22 protein-coding genes and 2 tRNA genes are annotated in these 21061 nt (G+C 34.2%); 21 read left to right on the top strand and 3 right to left on the bottom strand.

Features of this window, described 5'->3' with window-relative positions:
• The first annotated feature begins 20 nt into the window (after nucleotides 1-20).
• The 17 genes from rnpA to BLP50_RS07385 all read left to right on the top strand — a co-directional run bounded on the left by rnpA (nucleotide 21) and on the right by BLP50_RS07385 (nucleotide 14355).
• The gene (rnpA, locus tag BLP50_RS07465) at nucleotides 21-359 is read left to right on the top strand and encodes a ribonuclease P protein component (protein WP_090153276.1); all 339 of its coding nucleotides are present in this window, start codon (nucleotides 21-23) and stop codon (nucleotides 357-359) included.
• A gap of 20 nt (nucleotides 360-379) precedes the next feature.
• A complete protein-coding gene (gene yidD, locus BLP50_RS07460; protein ID WP_090153274.1) occupies nucleotides 380-592 on the top strand; it encodes a membrane protein insertion efficiency factor YidD in 213 nt (70 codons plus the stop codon).
• Nucleotides 593-613: 21 nt separating this feature from the next.
• On the top strand, nucleotides 614-1888 hold the full coding sequence (locus BLP50_RS07455) for a YidC/Oxa1 family membrane protein insertase (RefSeq protein WP_242869239.1): 1275 nt from the start codon (nucleotides 614-616) through the stop codon (nucleotides 1886-1888).
• Between the two features lie 15 nt (nucleotides 1889-1903).
• Nucleotides 1904-2533 carry an RNA-binding cell elongation regulator Jag/EloR gene (gene jag / locus BLP50_RS07450; protein ID WP_090153272.1) on the top strand — a complete coding sequence of 210 codons (630 nt, stop codon included), beginning with the start codon at nucleotides 1904-1906 and terminating at the stop codon, nucleotides 2531-2533.
• Between the two features lie 165 nt (nucleotides 2534-2698).
• Nucleotides 2699-4069, top strand: a complete 1371-nt coding sequence (gene mnmE / locus BLP50_RS07445; RefSeq protein WP_090153270.1) for a tRNA uridine-5-carboxymethylaminomethyl(34) synthesis GTPase MnmE — start codon at nucleotides 2699-2701, stop codon at nucleotides 4067-4069.
• Between the two features lie 72 nt (nucleotides 4070-4141).
• Nucleotides 4142-6019 (top strand): tRNA uridine-5-carboxymethylaminomethyl(34) synthesis enzyme MnmG, encoded by a 1878-nt coding sequence (gene mnmG / locus BLP50_RS07440; protein WP_090153269.1) that lies wholly within the window; start codon nucleotides 4142-4144, stop codon nucleotides 6017-6019.
• A 52-nt stretch (nucleotides 6020-6071) separates the two neighbouring features.
• Complete coding sequence (gene rsmG, locus BLP50_RS07435) at nucleotides 6072-6791, top strand: 16S rRNA (guanine(527)-N(7))-methyltransferase RsmG (RefSeq protein WP_090153267.1); 720 nt, start codon at nucleotides 6072-6074, stop codon at nucleotides 6789-6791.
• Between the two features lie 21 nt (nucleotides 6792-6812).
• Nucleotides 6813-7292: a hypothetical protein gene (locus tag BLP50_RS07430; RefSeq protein WP_090153265.1), complete on the top strand. Its 480-nt coding sequence runs from the start codon at nucleotides 6813-6815 to the stop codon at nucleotides 7290-7292.
• Between the two features lie 280 nt (nucleotides 7293-7572).
• Nucleotides 7573-8343: a ParA family protein gene (locus BLP50_RS07425; RefSeq protein ID WP_090153263.1), complete on the top strand. Its 771-nt coding sequence runs from the start codon at nucleotides 7573-7575 to the stop codon at nucleotides 8341-8343.
• A gap of 2 nt (nucleotides 8344-8345) precedes the next feature.
• Nucleotides 8346-9239 carry a ParB/RepB/Spo0J family partition protein gene (locus BLP50_RS07420; RefSeq protein WP_090153261.1) on the top strand — a complete coding sequence of 298 codons (894 nt, stop codon included), beginning with the start codon at nucleotides 8346-8348 and terminating at the stop codon, nucleotides 9237-9239.
• Nucleotides 9240-9265: 26 nt separating this feature from the next.
• A complete protein-coding gene (locus tag BLP50_RS07415; RefSeq protein ID WP_090153259.1) occupies nucleotides 9266-9760 on the top strand; it encodes a DUF4446 family protein in 495 nt (164 codons plus the stop codon).
• A gap of 1 nt (nucleotide 9761) precedes the next feature.
• Nucleotides 9762-10634 carry a DUF3881 family protein gene (locus BLP50_RS07410; RefSeq protein WP_176753721.1) on the top strand — a complete coding sequence of 291 codons (873 nt, stop codon included), beginning with the start codon at nucleotides 9762-9764 and terminating at the stop codon, nucleotides 10632-10634.
• 29 nt (nucleotides 10635-10663) lie between these two features.
• Nucleotides 10664-10737: transfer RNA gene (locus BLP50_RS07405), tRNA-Arg, on the top strand.
• Between the two features lie 55 nt (nucleotides 10738-10792).
• Entirely contained in the window at nucleotides 10793-11722 is a 930-nt protein-coding gene (locus BLP50_RS07400) for an AEC family transporter (protein ID WP_090153255.1), read from the top strand.
• Between the two features lie 197 nt (nucleotides 11723-11919).
• The gene (gene fliY, locus BLP50_RS07395; RefSeq protein WP_090153253.1) at nucleotides 11920-12531 is read left to right on the top strand and encodes a flagellar motor switch phosphatase FliY; all 612 of its coding nucleotides are present in this window, start codon (nucleotides 11920-11922) and stop codon (nucleotides 12529-12531) included.
• 8 nt (nucleotides 12532-12539) lie between these two features.
• On the top strand, nucleotides 12540-14075 hold the full coding sequence (locus BLP50_RS07390; RefSeq protein ID WP_090153249.1) for a hypothetical protein: 1536 nt from the start codon (nucleotides 12540-12542) through the stop codon (nucleotides 14073-14075).
• 207 nt (nucleotides 14076-14282) lie between these two features.
• Nucleotides 14283-14355, top strand: a tRNA-Lys gene (locus BLP50_RS07385).
• 89 nt (nucleotides 14356-14444) lie between these two features.
• Here BLP50_RS07385 and trmB read toward each other — a convergent pair.
• Nucleotides 14445-15089: a tRNA (guanosine(46)-N7)-methyltransferase TrmB gene (gene trmB / locus BLP50_RS07380; RefSeq protein ID WP_090153246.1), complete on the bottom strand. Its 645-nt coding sequence runs from the start codon at nucleotides 15087-15089 to the stop codon at nucleotides 14445-14447.
• A gap of 116 nt (nucleotides 15090-15205) precedes the next feature.
• Between trmB and BLP50_RS07375 the strand changes: the two genes are divergently transcribed.
• Nucleotides 15206-16591: a D-alanyl-D-alanine carboxypeptidase family protein gene (locus BLP50_RS07375; protein WP_090153243.1), complete on the top strand. Its 1386-nt coding sequence runs from the start codon at nucleotides 15206-15208 to the stop codon at nucleotides 16589-16591.
• A 129-nt stretch (nucleotides 16592-16720) separates the two neighbouring features.
• On the opposite strand, the gene BLP50_RS07370 is transcribed toward BLP50_RS07375, so the two are convergent.
• Nucleotides 16721-17233, bottom strand: coding sequence for a hypothetical protein (locus BLP50_RS07370; RefSeq protein ID WP_090153240.1), 513 nt, complete (start codon nucleotides 17231-17233; stop codon nucleotides 16721-16723).
• A gap of 256 nt (nucleotides 17234-17489) precedes the next feature.
• On the opposite strand from BLP50_RS07370, the gene BLP50_RS07365 reads away from it, so the two are divergent.
• Nucleotides 17490-18122, top strand: coding sequence for a type IV toxin-antitoxin system AbiEi family antitoxin domain-containing protein (locus BLP50_RS07365; RefSeq protein ID WP_090153237.1), 633 nt, complete (start codon nucleotides 17490-17492; stop codon nucleotides 18120-18122).
• Nucleotides 18122-18976: a hypothetical protein gene (locus tag BLP50_RS07360; protein ID WP_090153235.1), complete on the top strand. Its 855-nt coding sequence runs from the start codon at nucleotides 18122-18124 to the stop codon at nucleotides 18974-18976. Before BLP50_RS07365 ends, BLP50_RS07360 begins: the two co-directional genes overlap by 1 nt.
• Before the next feature lie 2 nt (nucleotides 18977-18978).
• Here BLP50_RS07360 and mobA read toward each other — a convergent pair whose 3' ends face one another.
• Nucleotides 18979-19596 carry a molybdenum cofactor guanylyltransferase gene (gene mobA, locus BLP50_RS07355; RefSeq protein WP_090153232.1) on the bottom strand — a complete coding sequence of 206 codons (618 nt, stop codon included), beginning with the start codon at nucleotides 19594-19596 and terminating at the stop codon, nucleotides 18979-18981.
• A 67-nt stretch (nucleotides 19597-19663) separates the two neighbouring features.
• Here mobA and BLP50_RS07350 point away from each other — a divergent pair, with 67 nt between their 5' ends.
• Nucleotides 19664-21019, top strand: coding sequence for an aminotransferase class I/II-fold pyridoxal phosphate-dependent enzyme (locus tag BLP50_RS07350; protein WP_090153230.1), 1356 nt, complete (start codon nucleotides 19664-19666; stop codon nucleotides 21017-21019).
• The last annotated feature ends 42 nt before the right edge of the window (nucleotides 21020-21061 follow it).

The raw sequence follows: 21061 nt of genomic DNA, 5'->3' as shown, positions 1-21061 counted from the left end.
TTTAGGAGAAAATAATTGTTATGGAATTTAGTGAATCTTTAAAAAAGAATAAGGACTTCACTGTTGTGTACAGAAGAGGTGTGTCAAAAGCTAATAGACAGCTTGTTATGTATATCTACCATAATAATACAGATCGAAATCGAATTGGAATTTCTGTTAGTAAAAAGGTTGGAAATTCAGTAGTTAGACATCATTTGACGAGACTGATAAGAGAAAGTTATAGACTAAATGAAGAGATGTTCAATAGTGGTTTGGACATTGTAGTCGTTGCAAGAGAGGCTTCGGCTTCTGCTAATTTCGATGAGATTCAAAAATCTTTGCTTCATCTTGCAAATCTTCACAAGGTAACTCGAAAATAATTGGAATCATCGTTTCTATTATGTTGAAGAAGCTTTTTATATTTTTAATCAAGTTTTATCAAAAATATATTTCTCCAATGAAGAGAACTAAGTGCCCATATTGTCCTACATGTTCTGCTTATGGTTTAGAAGCAATTAAAAAACATGGGGCAATTAAAGGTGGTGCTTTAACTGCATGGAGATTAATAAGATGTAATCCTTTTTCACGTGGTGGATTTGATCCGGTTCCTTAGTAAACTGGAGGTTTATTTACATTGAGCGAACTATTTTTAACCGCTTATAACGGTTCCATTTTAGGACCTATCGCTAAGGGTCTTGGATGGATTATGGACAGGATTTATGTTCTTCTTGCTGCTATTGGTCTTGAGAACATAGCTCTTACAATTGTTGTTTTTACTGTTGTTATTTACCTTTTAATGTTTCCTCTTACATATAAGCAGCAGAAGTTTTCTGTTTTGCAGCGTAAGATGCAGCCTGAGATGAAGGCTATTCAGGAAAAGTATAAGGGTAAAAAAGATCAGGCTTCAATGCAGGCTCAGCAAAATGAGACTCAGGCACTTTACGACAAGTACGGTGTTTCTATGGCAGGTAGCTGTGGATATATGCTTATCCAGATGCCTATTCTTTTTGCACTTTACAGAGTTTTTTATAATGTACCTGCTTACATTTCTTCTGTTAAGGGCATTTTCAGTAAACTTGTTACTGGTATTATGGCTACAGATGGTTATGCAGATAGCATGCAGAAAATTTATGATGCAGCTAAGCTTCGTCTTCAGATTACACCAGATTTTGGTGCTTCAGATAAGACTGTAGTTTCTGATTTCATTGTTGATACACTTTATAAGTTACCAAATGATGGATGGGATATGGTTGCATCAAAGTTCTCTGGTCTTTCTGATTTAGTTCAGAGTACTCATGAAGCTCTTGATAAGATTAATTACTTATTTGTTCTTAATATTTCAGATACTCCTTTGAATTTAATTAAGGATGGATGGTTTGCATCTCATAAGAATTTTGGTCTTATTGTTTGTGCTTTGCTTGTTCCTATTGTTTCTTATTTATCACAGATGTTAAATATCAAACTTGCACAGACTGCTTCATCAGATCAGAATGATGCAATGGCTCAGCAGATGAAGACAATGAATATTATGATGCCACTTATGTCATTTTTCATTGCATTCTCTGTTCCTGTAGGTCTTGGTCTTTACTGGATTGCCGGTGCTGTTGTTCGTGTAATTCAGCAGTACTTCCTTAATAAGCACTTTGAGAAGATTGATCTTGAAAGTATTATTGAGGCTAATAAAGAAAAAGCCGCTAAGAAAGCTGAAAAGCGTGGTATTCGTCAGGCTCAGATTTATAATGCAGCTAACATGAACACAAAGAAGACTATGTCTGAAAAGGCTAATCTTGTTAATGCATCAGATGATGTTTTAAAGAAAGCTGAAGAATTCAGATCTAATGCTTCTGATGGTTCTCTTGCATCAAAAGCAAATCTTGTTAAACAGTTTAACGAACAGAATAATAAATAAAGGGGGATTGACGTAATGGAATTTAAAGAGTTTACAGGTAAGACTGTTGATGATGCTCTTACTAATGCAACAGTTTCACTTGGTGTTACTTCTAGTGAGATTAAATATGAAGTTATTGAAGAAGGAAGTAATGGTTTCCTTGGTATTGGTTCAAAAGATGCAGTAATTAAAGTTGTTATTTCTGGAAACGAAGATCCAAAGGAAGTTGCTAAGGATTTTCTTAATGGTGTTTTCGAGGCTATGCAGCTTGAGGTTAATATTTCAATGGACTTAGAGGAAGCTGATAATACTCTTTCTATTGATTTAGCTGGTCCAGAGATGGGTGTACTCATTGGTAAGCGTGGTCAGACACTTGATTCTTTACAGTATCTTACAAATCTTGCTGTTAATCGTTCAGCTGAGAATTATACTAGAGTTAAGATTGACACTGAAGATTATAGACGTCGTAGAAAAGAAACTTTAGAGAACCTTGCTAAAAACATGGCATCTAAGGTTAAGAGAACAAAGAAGGCTGTTACTCTTGAGGCAATGAATCCTTATGAGAGACGTATTATTCATTCTGCTCTTCAGAATGATAATAATGTTACAACTCATTCAGAGGGTGAGGAGCCATATCGCTACGTTGTTATTACTCTTAAGAAATAATTATTGATTTTTTAGGGTTAGTCTTTTTATTATTAGACTAACCCTATTATTTGCTTTTAGACTTAATTAAATATAATAGAAATTAATATTATTGTTAGTATCATTTTCTATTGTATTTAATGAATCTCTTTTGAGATTTTCTTGGTTACATTTTGGAGGTTTATTTTGTACCAGTCTGATACAATTTGTGCTATTGCTACATCACTTAATAGTTCAGGAATCGGCATAATTAGAATTAGCGGAGAAGATGCTATTTCTTTTGCGGATTCTATTTTTCGTGGTAAAAATAAACTTGCAGATTGTGAGACTCATACTATTCAATACGGTCACATTTATGATAATGAAGAACTTGTTGATGAAGTATTAGTTCTTATTATGAGAGGACCTAGAAGTTATACAACAGAAGATGTTATTGAGATTCATTGTCATGGTGGTATTCTTGTATTAAAAAAGGTTCTTTCTTTATTAGTTTCAGTTGGTTGTAGAATTGCTGAACCTGGAGAGTTTACTAAAAGAGCCTTTTTAAATGGTCGTATTGATTTATCAGAAGCTGAATCTATTATGGATTTGATTTCCTCTAATTCAGAGCTTGCTATGAAAAATTCAGTAAAGCAGCTTTCTGGTTCTTTAAGAGATATTATTGTAGATTTACGTGATAAGATTTTATATGAAACTGCATATATAGAATCTGCTTTAGACGATCCAGAACATTATGATTTGACTGGATATCCAGATGATTTGAAAAATAAAGTTGATTTGATGATTAGTAGAATTGATGATTTAATTAATTCATTTAATTCCGGTCATATTTTAAAAGAAGGTATTAATACTTTAATTCTTGGCAAACCTAATGCTGGTAAGTCTTCTCTTTTAAATACACTTAGTAGAAGAGAGCGAGCTATTGTAACGGATATACCTGGTACTACTCGTGATACTCTTGAAGAGCAGATTACAATTAATGGTGTTTCTCTTAATATTATTGATACTGCTGGTATTAGAGAGACTGATGATATCGTTGAAAAAATAGGTGTTGATAAAGCACTTGATTCTATTGATGATGCTGATTTAATTTTATTTGTGATTGATTCATCTAGACCTTTAGATGGGGATGATGAGTTTATTATTAGTAAGATTATAGATAAAAAAGTAATTATTTTGCTTAATAAATCTGACCTCTTATCTGTTATTACAGAGGAAGATATATGCAAAAAATATAATAAACCTGTTATTTCTTTTTCGTCTGTTAGTTTAGATGGACTTAAGACCTTAGAATCAACTATCACTGATATGTTTTTCTCTGGTCAGGTTAAATCTGATGAGACTTTATACATTACTAACTCTCGTCAGGCTTCTTGTCTTGTTAATGCTAAAAATAGTTTATCTAATGTATTAATGAGTATTGATAATATGATGCCAGAAGATTTCTTTTCCATTGATTTAATGGATGCATATAATTTTTTAGGTGAAATAACTGGTGAAACTATAGAAGATGATTTAGCAAACAAAATCTTTAGTGAATTTTGTATGGGAAAATGATACGATTTTTCGAATGAAATGAAGAAAATATCGTATCAGGAGCAAATGAAATTTATTTTTTAAGGAGCAATTATGTCACACGTTGAAGAATCCTATGACATTGTTGTTGTAGGTGCTGGTCACGCTGGTTGTGAGGCTGCTTTGGCTGCAGCACGCATGGGCCTTAATACAATTTGTTTTACAGTAAGTATGGATTCTGTAGCTTTGATGCCATGTAATCCTAATATAGGCGGTAGTTCAAAGGGTCACTTAGTTCGTGAGCTTGATGCACTTGGTGGACAGATGGGTATTAATATTGATCATACTTTTATCCAGTCCAAGATGCTTAATAGTTCAAAGGGTCCAGCTGTTCATTCTCTTAGAGCCCAAGCAGATAAAGCTGCTTATTCTCTTAGAATGAGAAGGACAATGCAAGAAACTGAAAATCTTACTTTGAGACAGGCTGAAGTTACTGAACTTATTATTGAAAATAATAAAGTTTGTGGAGTTAAGACTTTATCTGGTGCTACTTATCATTGTAAGGCTATAGTTATTTGTACTGGTACATATCTTAGAGCTAGATGTTTATATGGTGATGTAATAGAACATACTGGTCCTAATGGTTTAAAAGCTGCTAACCATTTAACCCAATCATTATTGGATAATAATGTAGAAATGAACCGATTTAAAACTGGTACACCTGCAAGAATTGATGGTAATTCTATCGATTATTCTAAGATGGAGCCACAATATGGCGATGATCCAGTTATTCCATTTTCTTTTAGTACTAATAGAGAAGATGTTCAGATTGAGCAGGTTCCTTGCTATTTGACTTATACAAATGAAAAAACTCATGAGATTATTAGAGCTAATCTTGATAGATCTCCAATGTACTCTGGTGTTATTGAAGGAACAGGTCCTAGATATTGTCCTAGTATAGAAGACAAGGTTGTTCGTTTTTCTGATAAGAATAGACATCAGCTTTTTGTTGAGCCAGAAGGTCTTAATACTAATGAAATGTACATTGGTGGTATGAGTTCTTCAATGCCTGAGGATGTTCAGTATGAAATGTATAGAACAGTTCCTGGTCTTGAAAATGCTAAGATTGTTCGTAATGCTTATGCCATTGAGTACGATTGTATTAATGCAACACAGTTAAAAGCTTCTTTGGAATTTAAAGAGATTGATGGTCTTTTTGCTGCTGGTCAGTTTAATGGAAGTAGTGGTTACGAAGAAGCAGCTGCTCAGGGTTTGGTTGCTGGTATAAATGCTGCATTAAAACTTCTTGGTAAAGAGCCAATGATTCTTGATAGATCAAATTCTTATATTGGTGTTTTAATAGATGATCTTGTTACAAAGGAAACAAAAGAACCTTATCGTATGATGACATCAAGAGCAGAGTATAGGCTTTTACTTAGACAAGATAATGCAGATATTCGCCTCTCTAAAATTGGGTACGAGGTTGGTCTTCTTTCTAAAGAACGCTATGATCATGTAGTTGAAAAGGAACGTTTAATAGAAGAAGAGGTTGCTCGTATTAAGGAAATTAATATTGGAGCAAGAAAAGAAGTTCAAGAGTTACTTGAATCTTATGGTAGTATTCCTCTTTCAAATGGTATCAAGCTTGTTGATTTAATTAGACGTCCTGAACTTGATTATGATAAGCTTGCACCTATAGACCCAGATAGACCAGATCTTTCTGATGAGGTTAGAGAAGAGGTTAATATCTATATCAAGTATGAAGGTTATCTTACAAGACAAGCTAAACAGGTTGCACAGTTTAAAAAATTAGAATCTAAAGTTATACCTCAAAATATTAATTATGAGGATGTTTCTAGTTTAAGACTTGAGGCCCGTCAGAAGCTTACTAAATTAAGACCAGCTAATATTGGACAGGCGTCTAGAATATCTGGTGTTAGTCCAGCAGATATTTCTGTTCTTTTAGTTTATTTGGAAACATATAAGGGTTAGTTTAAAGGGTACTTCTATATACCCTCTCAACAATCACTTTTTAAGGAGAAAGATGAATAGAGATTATTCTTATCTAGTTAATACACTTTCAAGTTGGAATTTTAGTTTATCTGATAAACAGATTCAGCAGCTTGATTTGTTTTATGAATTATTAGTAGAAAAAAATAAGGTAATGAATCTTACTGCTATTACAGAGTTTGATGATGTATTAGTAAAACATTTTGCTGATAGTTTATCTATATGTACTGTTTTACCATCTGATGTTAAAACAGTTTGTGATTTAGGAACAGGTGCAGGTTTTCCTGGTATACCTATGGCTATAGCTTATCCTGATATTTCATTTACTCTTATTGATTCTTTGAATAAGCGTATTAAATTTTTACAGGAAGTTGTAGATGCTTTAGGACTTACTAATGTTAATTTAGTTCATGCTAGAGCAGAAGAGGCCGGTCGTGGAAAAAACTATAGAGAGCATTTTGATTTAGTTGTTTCACGTGCAGTTGCTAATATTGCTACTTTATCTGAGTATTGTTTACCTTTAGTTAAGATTAATGGATACTTTATTAGCTTTAAGTCAGGTGATATAAAAGATGAGATTGAAGCATCTGGTTCTGCTGTTAAGAAACTTGGTGGTACTATGACAGAGCCTGTGTATTTTACTATTCCTGAAACTGACATTAGTAGATCTTTTTTGATTATTAATAAAGAAAAAAATACGCCTAAGGCATATCCAAGAAAAGCTGGAACTCCTAGTAAGGAACCACTTAAGTAAAAATAATTGGGGGATTTATGTATGGTTAATGACTTCCTTAGAAAATATCAGGAAGAACTTATTACACAGAAGATTCAATTAAAAGAAGATATGGATTTACTTGAGACTAAAATAAAAGAAGAAACTAAATTTCTAAATCTTTTAGAAGAGTCTAATGAATCTTACTTTGTAGAGTTTACGCCTAGAGATATTAATGAAAAGAATAATAAAAAAGCAGAAGAAGTTAGATTAAATCTCAAGGATTTGAATTCTCAGATGGATGAAAAAATAAAGAAAATGAGATTTTTTGATGGTAGATTAGTAGAATTAAATGCTTTACTTACTAATTCAGTTGCTATTAATAAGCCATCTTCTACTAATAAAACTGTTAATCCAGTGAGAAATAATTCCTCTGACTTAATTAATAGGTTAAATAATCTAAAGAATGTTATAGTTTTAGATCCTTATAAAGCAAAAATCGATTTGGAAAATATAATATCTGATATTGAAAAAGATATATAAACTATATATAGAAATGTTTCACGTGAAACATTTATATATGATTTATGATCTAAACACAAAATATAGTGTTTTGAAATTTTAATCAACTGCAAGATATTGCTATTTAGATATAATAATGTTTCACGTGAAACATTATTAATTAAAAAATATGTACTATATATAGTAAGTAATATAGAAAAATATATCAAAGCAAACAGTCTTTCTGAGTAGAATTGAATATATCGTAATGATATAATGTTAACTATTCAGTACAAACATAAATTAAAAAGGGAGAAAATAGATGAAGAGAGTAATTGCTATTGCCAATCAAAAAGGTGGAGTTGGTAAAACTACTACTAGTATTAATTTATCAGCTTGCTTAGCAGAGGCAGGAAAGAAAGTTCTTGTTATCGATACTGACCCACAGGGAAATGCAACAAGTGGTTTAGGTTTGGATAAGGATGAATGTGAGAATACTGTTTATGATTTAGTTCTTGATCAGTGCAGCATTAAGGAATGTATGTATAAGGTTGATAATATTCCAAACCTTACAGTTATTCCATCTAATGTAGATTTAGCTGGTGCTGAGATTGAGCTTCTTGGTATTAATGAAAAGGAATATATTCTTAGAAATGCAGTAGATTATGTAAAGGATGATTTTGATTATGTAATATTTGATTGTCCTCCATCACTTAATATGTTAACTATCAATGCGATGACTACTGCCGATTCAGTTCTAGTACCTATTCAGTGTGAGTACTACGCACTTGAAGGTATCAGTCAGTTGATCCATACAATTGATCTTGTTCAGCAGAGACTTAATCCAAAGCTTAAGATTGATGGTGTAGTATTCACTATGTATGACAAGAGAACAAATCTTTCTTCTGATGTTGTAGATACAGTTAAGAATAATCTTAATGCAACAGTATATCAGACTATTATTCCTAGAAATGTTCGTCTTGCAGAGGCTCCATCTCATGGACTTCCAATTAATCTCTATGATGAGAAGTCTGCTGGTGCAGAGAGCTATAGAAATCTTGCAAAAGAAATTATTGGAAGAAAGGATATATAATCATGGCAGCAAAAAAGGGAGGTTTAGGTAAGGGATTAGATTCTCTTATTGTTAAGAAAGAAGAGGGTGTTGTTGCAGTTAATCCAGAACAGCACGGCGCTCCTGTTGAAGTAGATATTAATAAGGTTGAGCCTAATAAGCTTCAGCCAAGAAAAAACTTTGATGAAGATAAGCTTCAAGAGTTAGCAGATAATATTAAAATACATGGTATCGTTAATCCGATTATTGTTCAGGACCGTAAGGGCTACTATGAGATAATTGGTGGCGAGCGTAGATGGAGAGCAGCAAGAATTGCTGGTTTCAAAAAAGTTCCAGTTATCATTATGAATCTTAGCGAGCAAGAGTTCGTTGAGATTTCTCTTATTGATAATATTCAGCGTGAGCAATTGAATCCAATCGAAGAGGCTATGGCTTTTGCCCGTCTTATCGATGAGTTTAATCTTAAGCAGGATGAAGTTGCTGAGAGAGTATCAAAGAGTAGAACTACAATTACTAATGCTCTTAGATTATTAAAGCTTGATAAGCGAGTACAGGATATGATTGTTGATGACAAACTTTCAACTGGTCATGCCCGCGCTATGCTTGCGATTGCTGATCCAGACAAACAGTATGAGTTTGCTGAGAGAGCATTCGATGAAAAGATGTCAGTACGTGATGTTGAGCGTGAAGTTAAAAAGCTTTTAAATGACAAGAAGAGTGATAAGAAATCAAAGGCATCTGAGATTGATTCACAGCTTGCAGCTGTTTACCAGGAGACACAGGAAAGACTTAAGGGTGTGCTTGGTACAAAGGTCTTCATCAATGCTAAGGATAATAAATCTGGAAAGCTTGAAATCGAGTACTATTCTCAGGATGAGTTAAATAGAATCGTTGAATTACTAGAAAATATTAAATAGAACAAATGTTCTTAGGAGAGAGATTAATGATTGAAAAATACTTAGGAATAAGCTCTGATTATGTGATTATAGGTCTTGCTGGTCTTGTACTTTTAACAATGATTCTTTTAATCGTTTTTATTGTACAGATGGCAAAATTAAAAAAGAGATACAAGATATTTATGCAGGGAAATGATGCTAAATCATTAGAAGACACTCTTGTATATAGATTAGAGCAGGTTGATGAGCTTATTGAGGCAAATGCAAGTAACGAGAGAAACATCGATATGATTTTCAAGAACATGAAGGATTGCTTCCAGAAGATTGGTCTTGTTAAGTACGATGCATTCAATGAGATGGGTGGTAAGCTTAGCTTTTCTCTTTGCCTTTTAAATGAAAAGAACAATGGATTTATAATTAATGCTATGCATTCTCGCGAAGGATGTTATACTTATGTTAAGGAGATTATAGATGGAAATTCTATAATCCAGCTTGCTGATGAAGAAGAGCAGGCATTACAACAAGCTATAGGTGGTATCTAACGTGCATCAATATTTGCCAGCAATTGGATTTAGCAAAATTAAAAAAAGAGAACTGGAGAATCTTTTACAAGAGATTACTCTTAGACCGGATTATCAGGAATCTGCCATTGATTTCGAAGGCAATCAGTTTGTTGAGCTTAGATATATGGTTGCTGATAATGTAGGACTTGTTCTTAGAGGTATTTACAATGAGGATGATGAGTTTATCTTAGATTACTATTATCCTACTTATTTTGGTGAGTCAATTTCTTCGAAAAATGATGTTGAAGTAATAAAGCAATCGGATAAGGATAATTACCTTGTAATGTGTGATGAAATCAGATTAGGTGTTAATTTGATTTTTCAGCTTCAGAACATGGGTGAATTCCTTAGAAACAATATAATGGCAGGAAAGAGTGGAGACAGGACTATTAGACTTGCAGCTCTATCACTAGATGCCAAAATCATTCTTCCTTTATATGACAATGAAAAGAGTCGTATAAAGGAGAAGATGAATAATAAAAAGCGAATTGATTTATTTGAACAGGCTAGAGAGGGAAATGAAGAAGCTCTCGAAAGTCTTACAATGGATGAGATTGATCTTTATCAGAGAATATCTAGACGTGTGACCAGAGAAGATATTTTAAGTGTGGTCACAAGTTATTTTATGCCTTTTGGTATTGAAAATGACAAGTATGATATTCTTGGTGATATTTTGGATGTTAAGTCACTTGTAAATCACCTTACAATGGAAGAACTCTACGTCATGATTATTGAGAGTAATGATGTAGTTTTCGAAGTATGCATTAATAAGAAAAATTTATTTGGAGAGCCTGCTGTTGGCAGACGTTTTAAAGGCACAATATGGCTACAGGGAACTGTTGATTTTTCGTAATTATTAGATTAAAATCTAGTAGTTGCTATGTTCCTATAGCTCAGCTGGATAGAGCGTCCGCCTCCTAAGCGGAAGGCCGCGCGTTCGAATCGCGCTAGGAACGTTATTGGGGAGCCTGAGGGCTCCTTTTATTATTAGAAAAATAAGAGGGACGAATAATGGAAGTGTTTGTTATTTTTCAAAGAATGCTTATGTTGCTTGCTATGATGGCACTAGGCTATATAAGCTACAAAAGAAACTGGCTTGATGAAGGTGGACATAAAAAGTTGTCCGAAATGGTAGTAAATATTTTCAATCCAGCACTAGTAATTAATGGAGCAATAACAGCAACAGCAGCTGGAGGCTCTAATCTGTCTCTTATAAAAGAAAACCTTATATTTGTGTTAATATATTATGGAATTTGCATTGTTATTAGCTATCCAGTGGCAAAAATTGTCAGTGCAAAAGATAGTCAAAAAAGCATGTTTATGCTAATGACAATATTTTCAAATGTAGGTTTCATGGGCATACCTGTATTATCAAGTATATATGGAAGCCATGCTGTAATTTTCATTACATTTTATATTTTAGCCTACAATGTAATTCTTTATACTCTTGGAGTTTTTATTGCTCAAAGGAATATCCCAAAAGAAGAGAGAAAAAGCAGTCTATCAGGACTTCTAAATATAGGAATGATATGTTCAGTACTTGCTATTATTCTATATTTTAGTGGAATTAAATTTAATGACTCAGTAATGTCTTTCTTTAACTATGTAGGAAATGCAACAATTCCTCTTTCAATGATTGTAATTGGAGCATCAGTTGCAAAGATTCCTTTTAGGGAAGTATTCAAAGGAATTCGTTTATACGTATTTGCTTTTATTACCCTTTTACTTATTCCAATAGCTGCATCCTTTATCTTTAAAGGAATGAAAAACGACGAGATGGTATTTGGCATTTTTATTTTGTTGTTTGCAATGCCTGTAGGAAGCATAGTTTCAATGCTTATAAAAGAATACGGCGGCGATGAAACACTATGTAGCAAGACAGTTATCATAACTACTTTGCTTTCAATAATCACAATTCCAATAGTTACAATGTTTATATAATCATGGGCCTAGTGAATGCTAGGCCTTATTTTTATTTCGTTTAATAACAATAAATCCACATTTTTTTCGCAATATTGGGGTAAAATACTTTTATCTGGTAAGTAGTCGAATAAAATTAAATAATGTATAATCAAACTAAGTTTAAAAGACTCTAATTCATTTCAAAGGGGGAAGGAATAAGAGGAGGACAAAAATGTATGGCAGATTTGAATTTGACTAAAGAGCAGCAGGATACACTTGGGGAAATTGCAAATATTAGTATGGGTTCATCAGCTACATCTCTGAGTGCCCTTTTAAATAATCTAAAGGTTGATATTACAACACCAAAGATTGAATTGATTAGAAAAAGTGAGTCACTGGACGATTATCATAATGTCTGTGTACTTGTACATATAAATTATGTTAAGGGACTTACTGGAAGCAATGTTTTAATTTTAAAAGAAAATGATGTTAAGATAATCGCAGATCTAATGATGGGTGGACAGGGTGTTGCTAGCCCAGAGCCTATTGGAGAGCTTCAGTTGTCAGCAGTATCTGAGGCAATGAATCAAATGATGGGTTCTGCAGCAAGTTCTATGTCACAATTACTTAATAGGGTAGTTGATATTTCGCCACCAAAGACCGATAACATAGATGTGGAAAGTGTAAAGATATTTGAGAGACTATTTGAATCTCCAGAAATTGATTTTGTGAAGATAACATTTAATCTCAAGATAGGTACAGTAGTTGATTCAGTGATGGTACAGCTGTATCCTATTTCGTTTGCACTAGACATGGTACATCTATTTGATAAAAAAGACGAAAACTAGGGGGCCACATGGACGAGAACGCTAAGAAAATTCAAAGAGAAATAGCCAAAGACAAAATTCAAATCATTCTAGCTAGTATTGCGCTTGCTATTTTAATTATCATGGAGTTTTATATCATGATAAATTTCAAGAGCAATTTTATGGCTATGGCAATTGGCGTGCTTTTGATGATTGTTGTATTGTTTTTCCTTATTAGCGGTGTTATGGACATATCTCTTAAGCAAAAAGATATGGAAACACAGAAGTATGAGGATATATATAATGCGCAGAAAGCATCATACCTCGTCATTAAAAAGAGCTTCGATGAAATGGAGCAGAGACTTCGTGCTATAGAAGAGAATAGCTCACTTCCAGCAGAAGATATTATTAATGCTCAAAAAGCTGTTGCTAAGGTAACAATTTCAAGAAGTAAAGAAAATACAGATGCTTTAATGAACTCAAATGATGAGCTTATTAATCAGCTTGTTAGTATTCAGGAAAAGCTAGAATCTAATAACACACAGATTCTTGAAAAGCAGCAGAGCTTACTTAAGGAAAATAATTTTGATATTCAGCAGAAAATAGCAGCTATTACAAATCAGCTTTCAAGTTTAGAGGGAAGAATCCAGGGTGGAATGTCAGCAATGGTAGCTCAACCAGTACAAATGGCAGCACCTGTTATGCCAGAGGTGCAAGAACCTGTGCAGACAGCAGATATGCCTGTAATGGAAGAAGCTATAGCAGAGGATATTCCTCTTGATATGGATATAGAAGTATCGGCAGAGGAACCTGTAGCAGAAGAGGCACCAGTAGAGGACTTTGGATTAGATTTAGATGTAGTAGTGGAAGAGCCAGTAGCTGAGGAAGTACCACTTGATTTAGATATAGAGGTACCAGCAGAGGAACCTGTAGCAGAAGAGGTACCAGTAGAGGACCTTGGATTAGATTTAGATGCAGTAGTAGAAGAGCCAGCGGCTGAGGAAGTACCACTTGATTTAGATATAGAGATACCAGCAGAGGAGCCAGTGGCAGAAGAGGCACCGGTAGAGGACCTTGGATTAGATTTAGATGCGGTAGTAGAAGAGCCAGCGGCTGAGGAAGCTCCACTTGATTTAGATGTAGAAATACCGGCAGAGGAGCCGGTGGCAGAAGAGGCATCAGTAGAGGACTTAGGTTTAGATTTAGATGCAGTAGTAGAAGAGCCAGCGGCTGAGGAAGCCCCACTTGATTTAGATATAGAAGCACCGGCAGAGGAGCCAGTAGCTGAAGCAGAGGCTCCTGTAGAAGAGATAGTGGCAAGCGAACCAGAGGAAGAAGACTTAGGAGCTAGTTTAGATGCACTCCTACAAGAAATAGGAGAGCCTCTTGAGGAAGACACGCTAGACGCGCCAGCAGCTGAAGCTGAGGCAGAAGCTCCTGCTGCTCCAGAGCCAGAGGTACCAGATGTACCTGAAGAAAAACCTGCAAGTGAAGAAATAGTTATTCCAGATGTAGGAGTTGATTTAACTGATCCTAACCGTGTAATGAGCGCGGAGGAAATAGAAAAATTATTCGCAAGTATTTAGATTTTTAACACCTGTCTCATATTTGAGGCAGGTGTTGTTTTATAAACACGCAATTAAATAATCACTAGAAAAATTGTGAGGACTTTTCAGAAAACTCCAGTAAAAAAAGTTTTGAAAAACAGAAAAAAATTTAAAAAAAGGCTTGCAAAATATGCAAAAAGGCTATATACTTATTTTCGTTGCTGAGGCAATAAAGTAAATAAATGAGCGCGATTAGCTCAGCTGGCAGAGCACCTGACTCTTAATCAGGGTGTCCAGGGTTCGAACCCCTGATCGCGCACTACAGATTGTCGAGATGATTCTCGACGATTTTTTATTTATAAAATAAGAATCTGTAAATAAAAAAAAGCATGCCTAGCATGCTTTTTTCTATCGACTAGCTATTAACTTAAATATTGGATTACCGAGGCTAGAAAACTTCTCTTCATACTCAGTCATAATATTACCTTCATTCATAGTTGAATCGTTATGTAAATCATAAGTAACTGCATCCAACTTCCAAAGAGGGTGGTTATTGATTTCTTCAACTGAAAAATCAAATAAATCACTATTATCTGTCTTAAACTCAATATGTCCTTCAGTTGCAAGAATAGAATTATATCTATTAAGGAAAGTAGAAGAAGTAAGTCTACGCTTGCTGTGTCTATCCTTTGGCCATGGATCGCTAAAATTGAGATAAATTCTATCTACTTCTCTACAAGCAAATATATCAAGTATATCAGCGGCATCAAAACAGATAAATCTAAGATTAGGAATCTCCTCCTCCTGTACCTTTTGAATAGCTCTAAGAAGTACGCTAGTATATCTTTCAATGCCAATATAATTTATGTCAGGGTTTTGTTTCGCAAGTGTTGTGATAAATTGACCTTTTCCCATACCAATCTCAATATGTAGGGGATTGTCATTGTTAAAAAGCTCTGATTTAAATGAGCCCTTGAATTTAGCAGGCTGGGAAATACAATAAGGACTGTTTGCAACAACCTCATCCGCGCCTGGAATATTTCTTAATCTCATTATTACCTCCGTTTGAAAAATTAAAACATAGCTATCATACCATCTTTAGCAAAAAAACAAAAGAAGAGGTTGGCTTGAGAGAATTAAAAAGTTATACTAGTGAGATGAGGTACAAAATGAAAAAGAAACTATTGAAGGCATTAAGCCTTATTTTTATTTTTAATCTAATATTAACAGTCACGAAAATAGAAGTTCAGGCACAGGATTATTGGCCTAGCAGTGTAGATGTTACAGCAGAGGCGGCCATAGTGATGGAAGAGGAGACGGGAGCCATCCTATATTCAAAGAATATGGATGATGTTCATTATCCAGCCAGTATCACAAAGATAATGACAGCTCTTGTAGTTCTTGAAAACTGTGATTTGGATGAAACAGTTACATTTTCAGCAGAAGCTGTCTATGGAACAGAGCTTGGTTCATCAAGTATTGCCAGAGATGTTAATGAAGAGATGACTGTAGAACAGACTCTCTATGGTATGATGCTTGAATCTGCAAATGAATGTGCTTATGCTCTTGGAGAACATGTAGCTGGAGATATTAACTCTTTTGTTGATATGATGAATGCAAAGGCAAAGGAGTTGGGCTGCAAGAATACCCATTTTAATAATTCAAATGGACTTCCAGATGATGAACACTACACAAGTGCCTATGATATGGCCTTGATAGCAAGGGCAGCATATAAAATTCCAAAGTTTGCAGAGATTGTAGGAACAAAGAATTACACCATTCCTCCTACAAATAAGCATTCAGAGCCTACAATGCTTAACAATCATCATTGTATGCTTCATTATTTCAAGACTAATCAGTATTTGTATGAATATTGCCTTGGTGGTAAAACAGGATATACAGATGTAGCAAGGTCGACACTTGTAACATACGCTAAAAAAGACGGTATGACTTTAGTATGTGTAGTACTTAAAGATCAGACTGGCGAGCAATATGTAGACACAACCAACTTATTTGAATATTGCTATGACAACTTCACTAAATACCATGTATCTGATTTTGCTTCTATATCAGAGGATAATACAGATATAACTGGAAAGCTTAGTGAAAAGAGTGAGTTAATAAAGATAGATAAAAAGGGATTAATTGTAATTCCTAAGGCAGCTAGCATATTAGATGTGACTTCATCGGTAGTTCCATATAAGGATGATACTAACAAAGCTGTAGTTGGACAGCTTCAGTATAGCTATGCTGGAAGAAATGTAGGATATGCAAATCTTCTATTTACAAATGCAGAGACAGGCAGCTATCCATTTGACAACTTGCCAGTAGAGCAAGGAGGCAGTGGAAAGGATTATATCCAGGTAAACTACGTTAAGATTGGCTTGATAATTCTTATAATAATTGCAGTTGCGGCTGTAGTAATGTTTATAAAAAGTAAGTCTAGCTCTATTCTGTTATTTAGACATAGATTCAAGGCAAAGCACTATAGACAGCCTAAAACTAATATGACAATCATTAGAAATAATGGAAAAAAGCGAAGAAGACGCAGATAAACGACAGTGTATGTCGTAATATTAAAAGAAAAAGACAAAATATAATAATTAAGGACAGTTTATAATTCATAAACTGTCCTTTTGTTTTATTAGAGACCTGAAAATAATTTTCACTTCTAGAAAAACAAATTATCTATTTATCAGACTATTAATCATAATTTCCAGCTGATGTTTATTGTTTGTAAACAATATTATGCCGTTTGAAGAGTTAATCATAGTTATAACCTTGTCAGAAAAAGTATCTGATTCAGATAAAAGTTGATAGAGATAATCTTTGTGTTTGCCATCTGCTTTTAAGAATAAAGTTTCATATTCTTCAAAAGGAACAAGGCTGGCATTGGTTTTATTCATTAGAAAGGCGATTTCCTTATCCTGCTCCAACTGTGCCTCAGTCTTATTGATAATAAAGTAACCTTTGTCATCCTTTGGCATACCAAGATTTTTAACTGCGCGCTGAACTTGCTTGGTTAAGCTATCGCTAGCTGGATAAAGGGACTGGAAATAGCTCATGAAATCAGAGGCACTTTTAAAATGTTCATTGGTTCCTCTTTCCAAAACTTCAGTCATAAGAATTTTTTTAATAACATTCTCACATTCCTTACGGGAAGGATTCTTTCTGAGATTGATGGTTTGTTCAGACATATATATTCCTCCAATAATTACATCTATTTGGTATAAATAAAGTATAAGACAAATAAACGACAATAATAAGGGATAAAAAGACTAAAAATAAGACTAATAATTGTTTAAAACGACAAATAGAAGGCAAAACAGGCTAGAATATCAAGAAAAATAACAGGTAAAACCTATGGAAGTATTAGTGATTTATTGACAGTAAATATAGAGAATGTGATAATTAGAATATAATTACCTCTTGGGAAGAGTAGGAGTGGAAAAAATGGAAAGTTTATTTTCTAGAGATGAAAAGAAGCAATATCAATTAGAACAGATTAATGATTTGGTAGAGAAGAATGGTGGATTAGTTCGTACTAGTGAAATAGAAGCACTTGGAGTGGACTACAGACGAGTTCTTCATTTTGTAGAGGAAGGATATTTAATTCGTGTAAAAAGCGGATACTATACTACAAAATATTTTGAGTGCACAGAGGATCAGTGGATTCAAAAGCTCTTTGGAGAAGATGGAATTCTTACAATGGAATCAGCACTGTTTATGTACGGCTATCTAAAAGATAGACCGTATAAATGGAGCATTGCTATCAATAAAAACACAAGCAAATCTCGTTTTAATATAGACTATCCAATAGTAGAACCATTTTATACGGAACCAGAAGTCCTTGAAATCGGAGTGACTGAAACGGATTTTGCTGGTGCAAAGATGAAAATCTATACAAAAGAAAGATTGATTTGCGATGTACTGAAGTACCAGGAAAAGATGGATAGAGAGGATTTCAAAAAAGGAGTATGGGGCTACATCATGGATGAGAAAAAAGATGTAGTAAAACTTATGGAATATGCAAAAGAACGAAAAGTCCTTAAGAAAGTCCAGAATATGGTAGGTGTGTGGCTGTAATGATTAATAGATTTACGATAAAGGAAAAGTCAGAACAATTAAATATTCCTTTTAAGAATTTATTATCTGCATCTGTTGCTGAAATAATAATTGGAATTATTGCAGATGGAAAGTATTGTAATGAGCTTTACCTTTGCAATATTGGAGATTTCAACCAGGCAGTTTATAAAGACATCTGTATCAGCAACATTTACTTTGAATACATCAAAGAAATAGATGAGAAAATGGCCGTCCTTTATATGAGGGATATTTTAAAGGATATTATGGCAAAGGGTTCCTCAGAAGCTTTTATTGTAAATGGAACTGTGGAAGAGGGAGCAATCCATCTAAAAATAATAGTGGATGAAATGTACATCCCACTTAAGATTTATTTTGATAAACATAGAGCATCCCATGAGCCGGAAAAGATGGAACTGAAGCTCACTGCCTATGAAAATCGAAGTGTTGTTGTATTTACAAATCCAAAGGAAGAAGAATTAAGTAAGCATCTTATAGAAATCATAGAAAAGCTTGAGCTAATAAATGATATGGATCATTACTATTTGGCATATAAGATTCTTACGGAATGTCCAGTAAATGGAAGAAAAGTAAAAGAGAGACTAGCAGAGCTTCTAGCAGAGCGTTCTATAGAGATAAATGATGAAAGAATAAATATGCTAGAAGGATATAGAAGCTATACCTATATGAAAAAGAAATGGAAGGTAGAGCTTAGGCAGGTAAAGAAGTCTGAACCAGCATGGGAAGACGTAAATATATGTCTTATTAATTTTTTAAAGCCAATATGGAAGGCAATCGAGGACAATGTAGTCTTTTTGGGAGACTGGATGCCTCAGCTTAAGAGATTCCTAGACTAGTACTAGCAAGTAAAGTTTTTCTTAAGAATAGAAAAGACTGCATAGTAATAAGACTGTCTATCATTAACCTTGTAGAACTGCTGATCTACGGATATTTTAGAAAACTCTTCGATTTCAGATGTGTCGTAAAGGTTGGTGTAGACTTTATCCAAAATATAGCTAAAAGTGGTGCGATTGAAAAAGAGGCCTTTGAAAAGAGTTCCAATACACTTTTTAGAGAAAACACCACAGATAGTATCAAGATATTTTCCAGAAAATTTAAAGCTAGTAATGTCATAGTCTGCAGAGTTGTCATATAAAAATACAGCTGTGCGAGGATCCATAAATGGAGTATCAACTGACATGAAAAATGCTTTTTCTCCAGAAATCATTGTAAGAGAAGACATAATGCCGGCATAAGGTCCGCCATTTTTAGAAATGTCAGGGATTTCTTGGGCGTCAATATCAAGGTGAGAAAAGTCACCACGTTCATTAACTGAAAGATAGATTTTATTAAAATAAGGGCTGAACTTATCGTAGATATATTCAACCATAGTCTTATCTTCAAATGGTAAAAGAGCTTTTGTTGTACCCATGCGAGAGCTATCGCCACCGCATAGAATAACTAGAGTTCTGTCCATAAGCACCTCCTGAAATCAAATTCATTATATAAATAAATAGGGAAAAATAAAAGTCACAAAGTAAATTATGAGTTTAAAAGAGAAGTTGGAAGAATACTCAAAATCAAATATGTACCCATTTCATATGCCAGGTCATAAGAGGATGTTTGAGGGACCATATAAAATAGACATGACAGAGGTGGAGGGAGTTGACAATCTCCATCATCCAACTGGTGTCATAGCATTAGAACAGCAAAGGATAGCTAAAATATACAATTCTAAAGAAAGTCTGATGCTAGTGGGAGGCTCTACTGTAGGAAATTTAGCAGCTATATATGCAGCTTGCAATGAAGGAGAAACAATAGTAATCCAGAGAAATTCCCACAAAAGCGTATATAATGGAGCCATTATTAGGCATTTAAAAGTAGAGTACATTAATCCTAGCTGGGATGCAGATGGAATTTTCCATGGAGTGACTAGTGAAATGGTAGAAGCTGCCATAGAAAATTATTCTCCAAAGGCAGTAGTACTAACTACCCCAAGCTACGAGGGTTACCATTGCAACATCGAGGATATTTCAAACATTTGCCATGAAAAGGGAGTAATCCTTATAGTTGACCAGGCCCATGGAGCACATCTTGGATTCCATACTGATTTTAAACATTCAGCAGTAGGTTTTGCAGATATAACAATTCAGAGCCTTCACAAGACCCTTCCTTGTTTGACCCAGACAGCACTTATGCATATATGCGGGAAGCTTGTGGATTCAAGAAAAATAAAAGAGGCTCTAGAGATATTTGAAACAAGTTCTCCATCCTATGTGCTTATGGATTCAATAAGTAGATGTATGGACTTTCTTGAAGAAAAGAAGGATATCTTTGGAGAATATGTGGATAAGTTAGCTGATTTTTATGAAGTAGGTGGACAGCTAAGACATCTTCATATAATTGATGAAAGTAATGAAATAAAAGATAAGGGCAAGATTGTCATATCTACGAGAAATGCAGGTATTACAGGAGTAGAGCTTGCCAATTTACTTAGAGAAAAATATGAAATAGAAACAGAGCTTTCTAGCTTTTCATATGTGCTTGCAATGACAAGCATAGTGGATACAAAAGAAGGATTTGATAGATTAAAAAAGGCGCTACTAGAAATCGACAGGACTTTAAAAGAAGAGCAAATCGAGATGCCTGAAATAACATTTGAATCAAACAAGGTAATGGAACCATTTGAGGCAAAGAATAAATCTGTTGAAAGTATAGCTTTTGATGAAGCAAATGGCAGGATTTCAAATGTTATGGTGTGTTTATATCCACCGGGAGTTCCTGTGATTGTTCCAGGAGAAGAGATTAAAGAACAAAACATTAAATTAATAAAAGATGCTTTGGAAAAAAGTATACAAGTTACGGGGCTAATAAGTGGCACTATCTCCGTTGTAAAATAGGGATTTTTTAATTATACTTCTAAGTAAGAAAATATATGTATA

This window comes from Pseudobutyrivibrio sp. AR14 (assembly GCF_900101325.1).
GTDB lineage: Bacteria > Bacillota > Clostridia > Lachnospirales > Lachnospiraceae > Pseudobutyrivibrio.
Note: the sequence above shows the minus strand (reverse complement) of the source record. Positions and strands in the feature narration are given on the sequence as shown.

What these genes read in the sequence shown, in the direction of transcription:
- rnpA (WP_090153276.1), top strand. Translation starts at nt 21, where the DNA reads ATGGAATTTAGTGAATCTTTAAAAAAGAATAAGGACTTCACTGTTGTG.
- yidD (WP_090153274.1), top strand. Translation starts at nt 380, where the DNA reads ATGTTGAAGAAGCTTTTTATATTTTTAATCAAGTTTTATCAAAAATAT.
- jag (WP_090153272.1), top strand. Translation starts at nt 1,904, where the DNA reads ATGGAATTTAAAGAGTTTACAGGTAAGACTGTTGATGATGCTCTTACT.
- mnmG (WP_090153269.1), top strand. Translation starts at nt 4,142, where the DNA reads ATGTCACACGTTGAAGAATCCTATGACATTGTTGTTGTAGGTGCTGGT.
- rsmG (WP_090153267.1), top strand. Translation starts at nt 6,072, where the DNA reads ATGAATAGAGATTATTCTTATCTAGTTAATACACTTTCAAGTTGGAAT.
- BLP50_RS07430 (WP_090153265.1), top strand. Translation starts at nt 6,813, where the DNA reads ATGGTTAATGACTTCCTTAGAAAATATCAGGAAGAACTTATTACACAG.
- BLP50_RS07425 (WP_090153263.1), top strand. Translation starts at nt 7,573, where the DNA reads ATGAAGAGAGTAATTGCTATTGCCAATCAAAAAGGTGGAGTTGGTAAA.
- BLP50_RS07420 (WP_090153261.1), top strand. Translation starts at nt 8,346, where the DNA reads ATGGCAGCAAAAAAGGGAGGTTTAGGTAAGGGATTAGATTCTCTTATT.
- BLP50_RS07415 (WP_090153259.1), top strand. Translation starts at nt 9,266, where the DNA reads ATGATTGAAAAATACTTAGGAATAAGCTCTGATTATGTGATTATAGGT.
- BLP50_RS07400 (WP_090153255.1), top strand. Translation starts at nt 10,793, where the DNA reads ATGGAAGTGTTTGTTATTTTTCAAAGAATGCTTATGTTGCTTGCTATG.
- fliY (WP_090153253.1), top strand. Translation starts at nt 11,920, where the DNA reads ATGGCAGATTTGAATTTGACTAAAGAGCAGCAGGATACACTTGGGGAA.
- BLP50_RS07390 (WP_090153249.1), top strand. Translation starts at nt 12,540, where the DNA reads ATGGACGAGAACGCTAAGAAAATTCAAAGAGAAATAGCCAAAGACAAA.
- trmB (WP_090153246.1), bottom strand. Translation starts at nt 15,089, where the DNA reads ATGAGATTAAGAAATATTCCAGGCGCGGATGAGGTTGTTGCAAACAGT.
- BLP50_RS07375 (WP_090153243.1), top strand. Translation starts at nt 15,206, where the DNA reads ATGAAAAAGAAACTATTGAAGGCATTAAGCCTTATTTTTATTTTTAAT.
- BLP50_RS07370 (WP_090153240.1), bottom strand. Translation starts at nt 17,233, where the DNA reads ATGTCTGAACAAACCATCAATCTCAGAAAGAATCCTTCCCGTAAGGAA.
- BLP50_RS07365 (WP_090153237.1), top strand. Translation starts at nt 17,490, where the DNA reads ATGGAAAGTTTATTTTCTAGAGATGAAAAGAAGCAATATCAATTAGAA.
- BLP50_RS07360 (WP_090153235.1), top strand. Translation starts at nt 18,122, where the DNA reads ATGATTAATAGATTTACGATAAAGGAAAAGTCAGAACAATTAAATATT.
- mobA (WP_090153232.1), bottom strand. Translation starts at nt 19,596, where the DNA reads ATGGACAGAACTCTAGTTATTCTATGCGGTGGCGATAGCTCTCGCATG.
- BLP50_RS07350 (WP_090153230.1), top strand. Translation starts at nt 19,664, where the DNA reads ATGAGTTTAAAAGAGAAGTTGGAAGAATACTCAAAATCAAATATGTAC.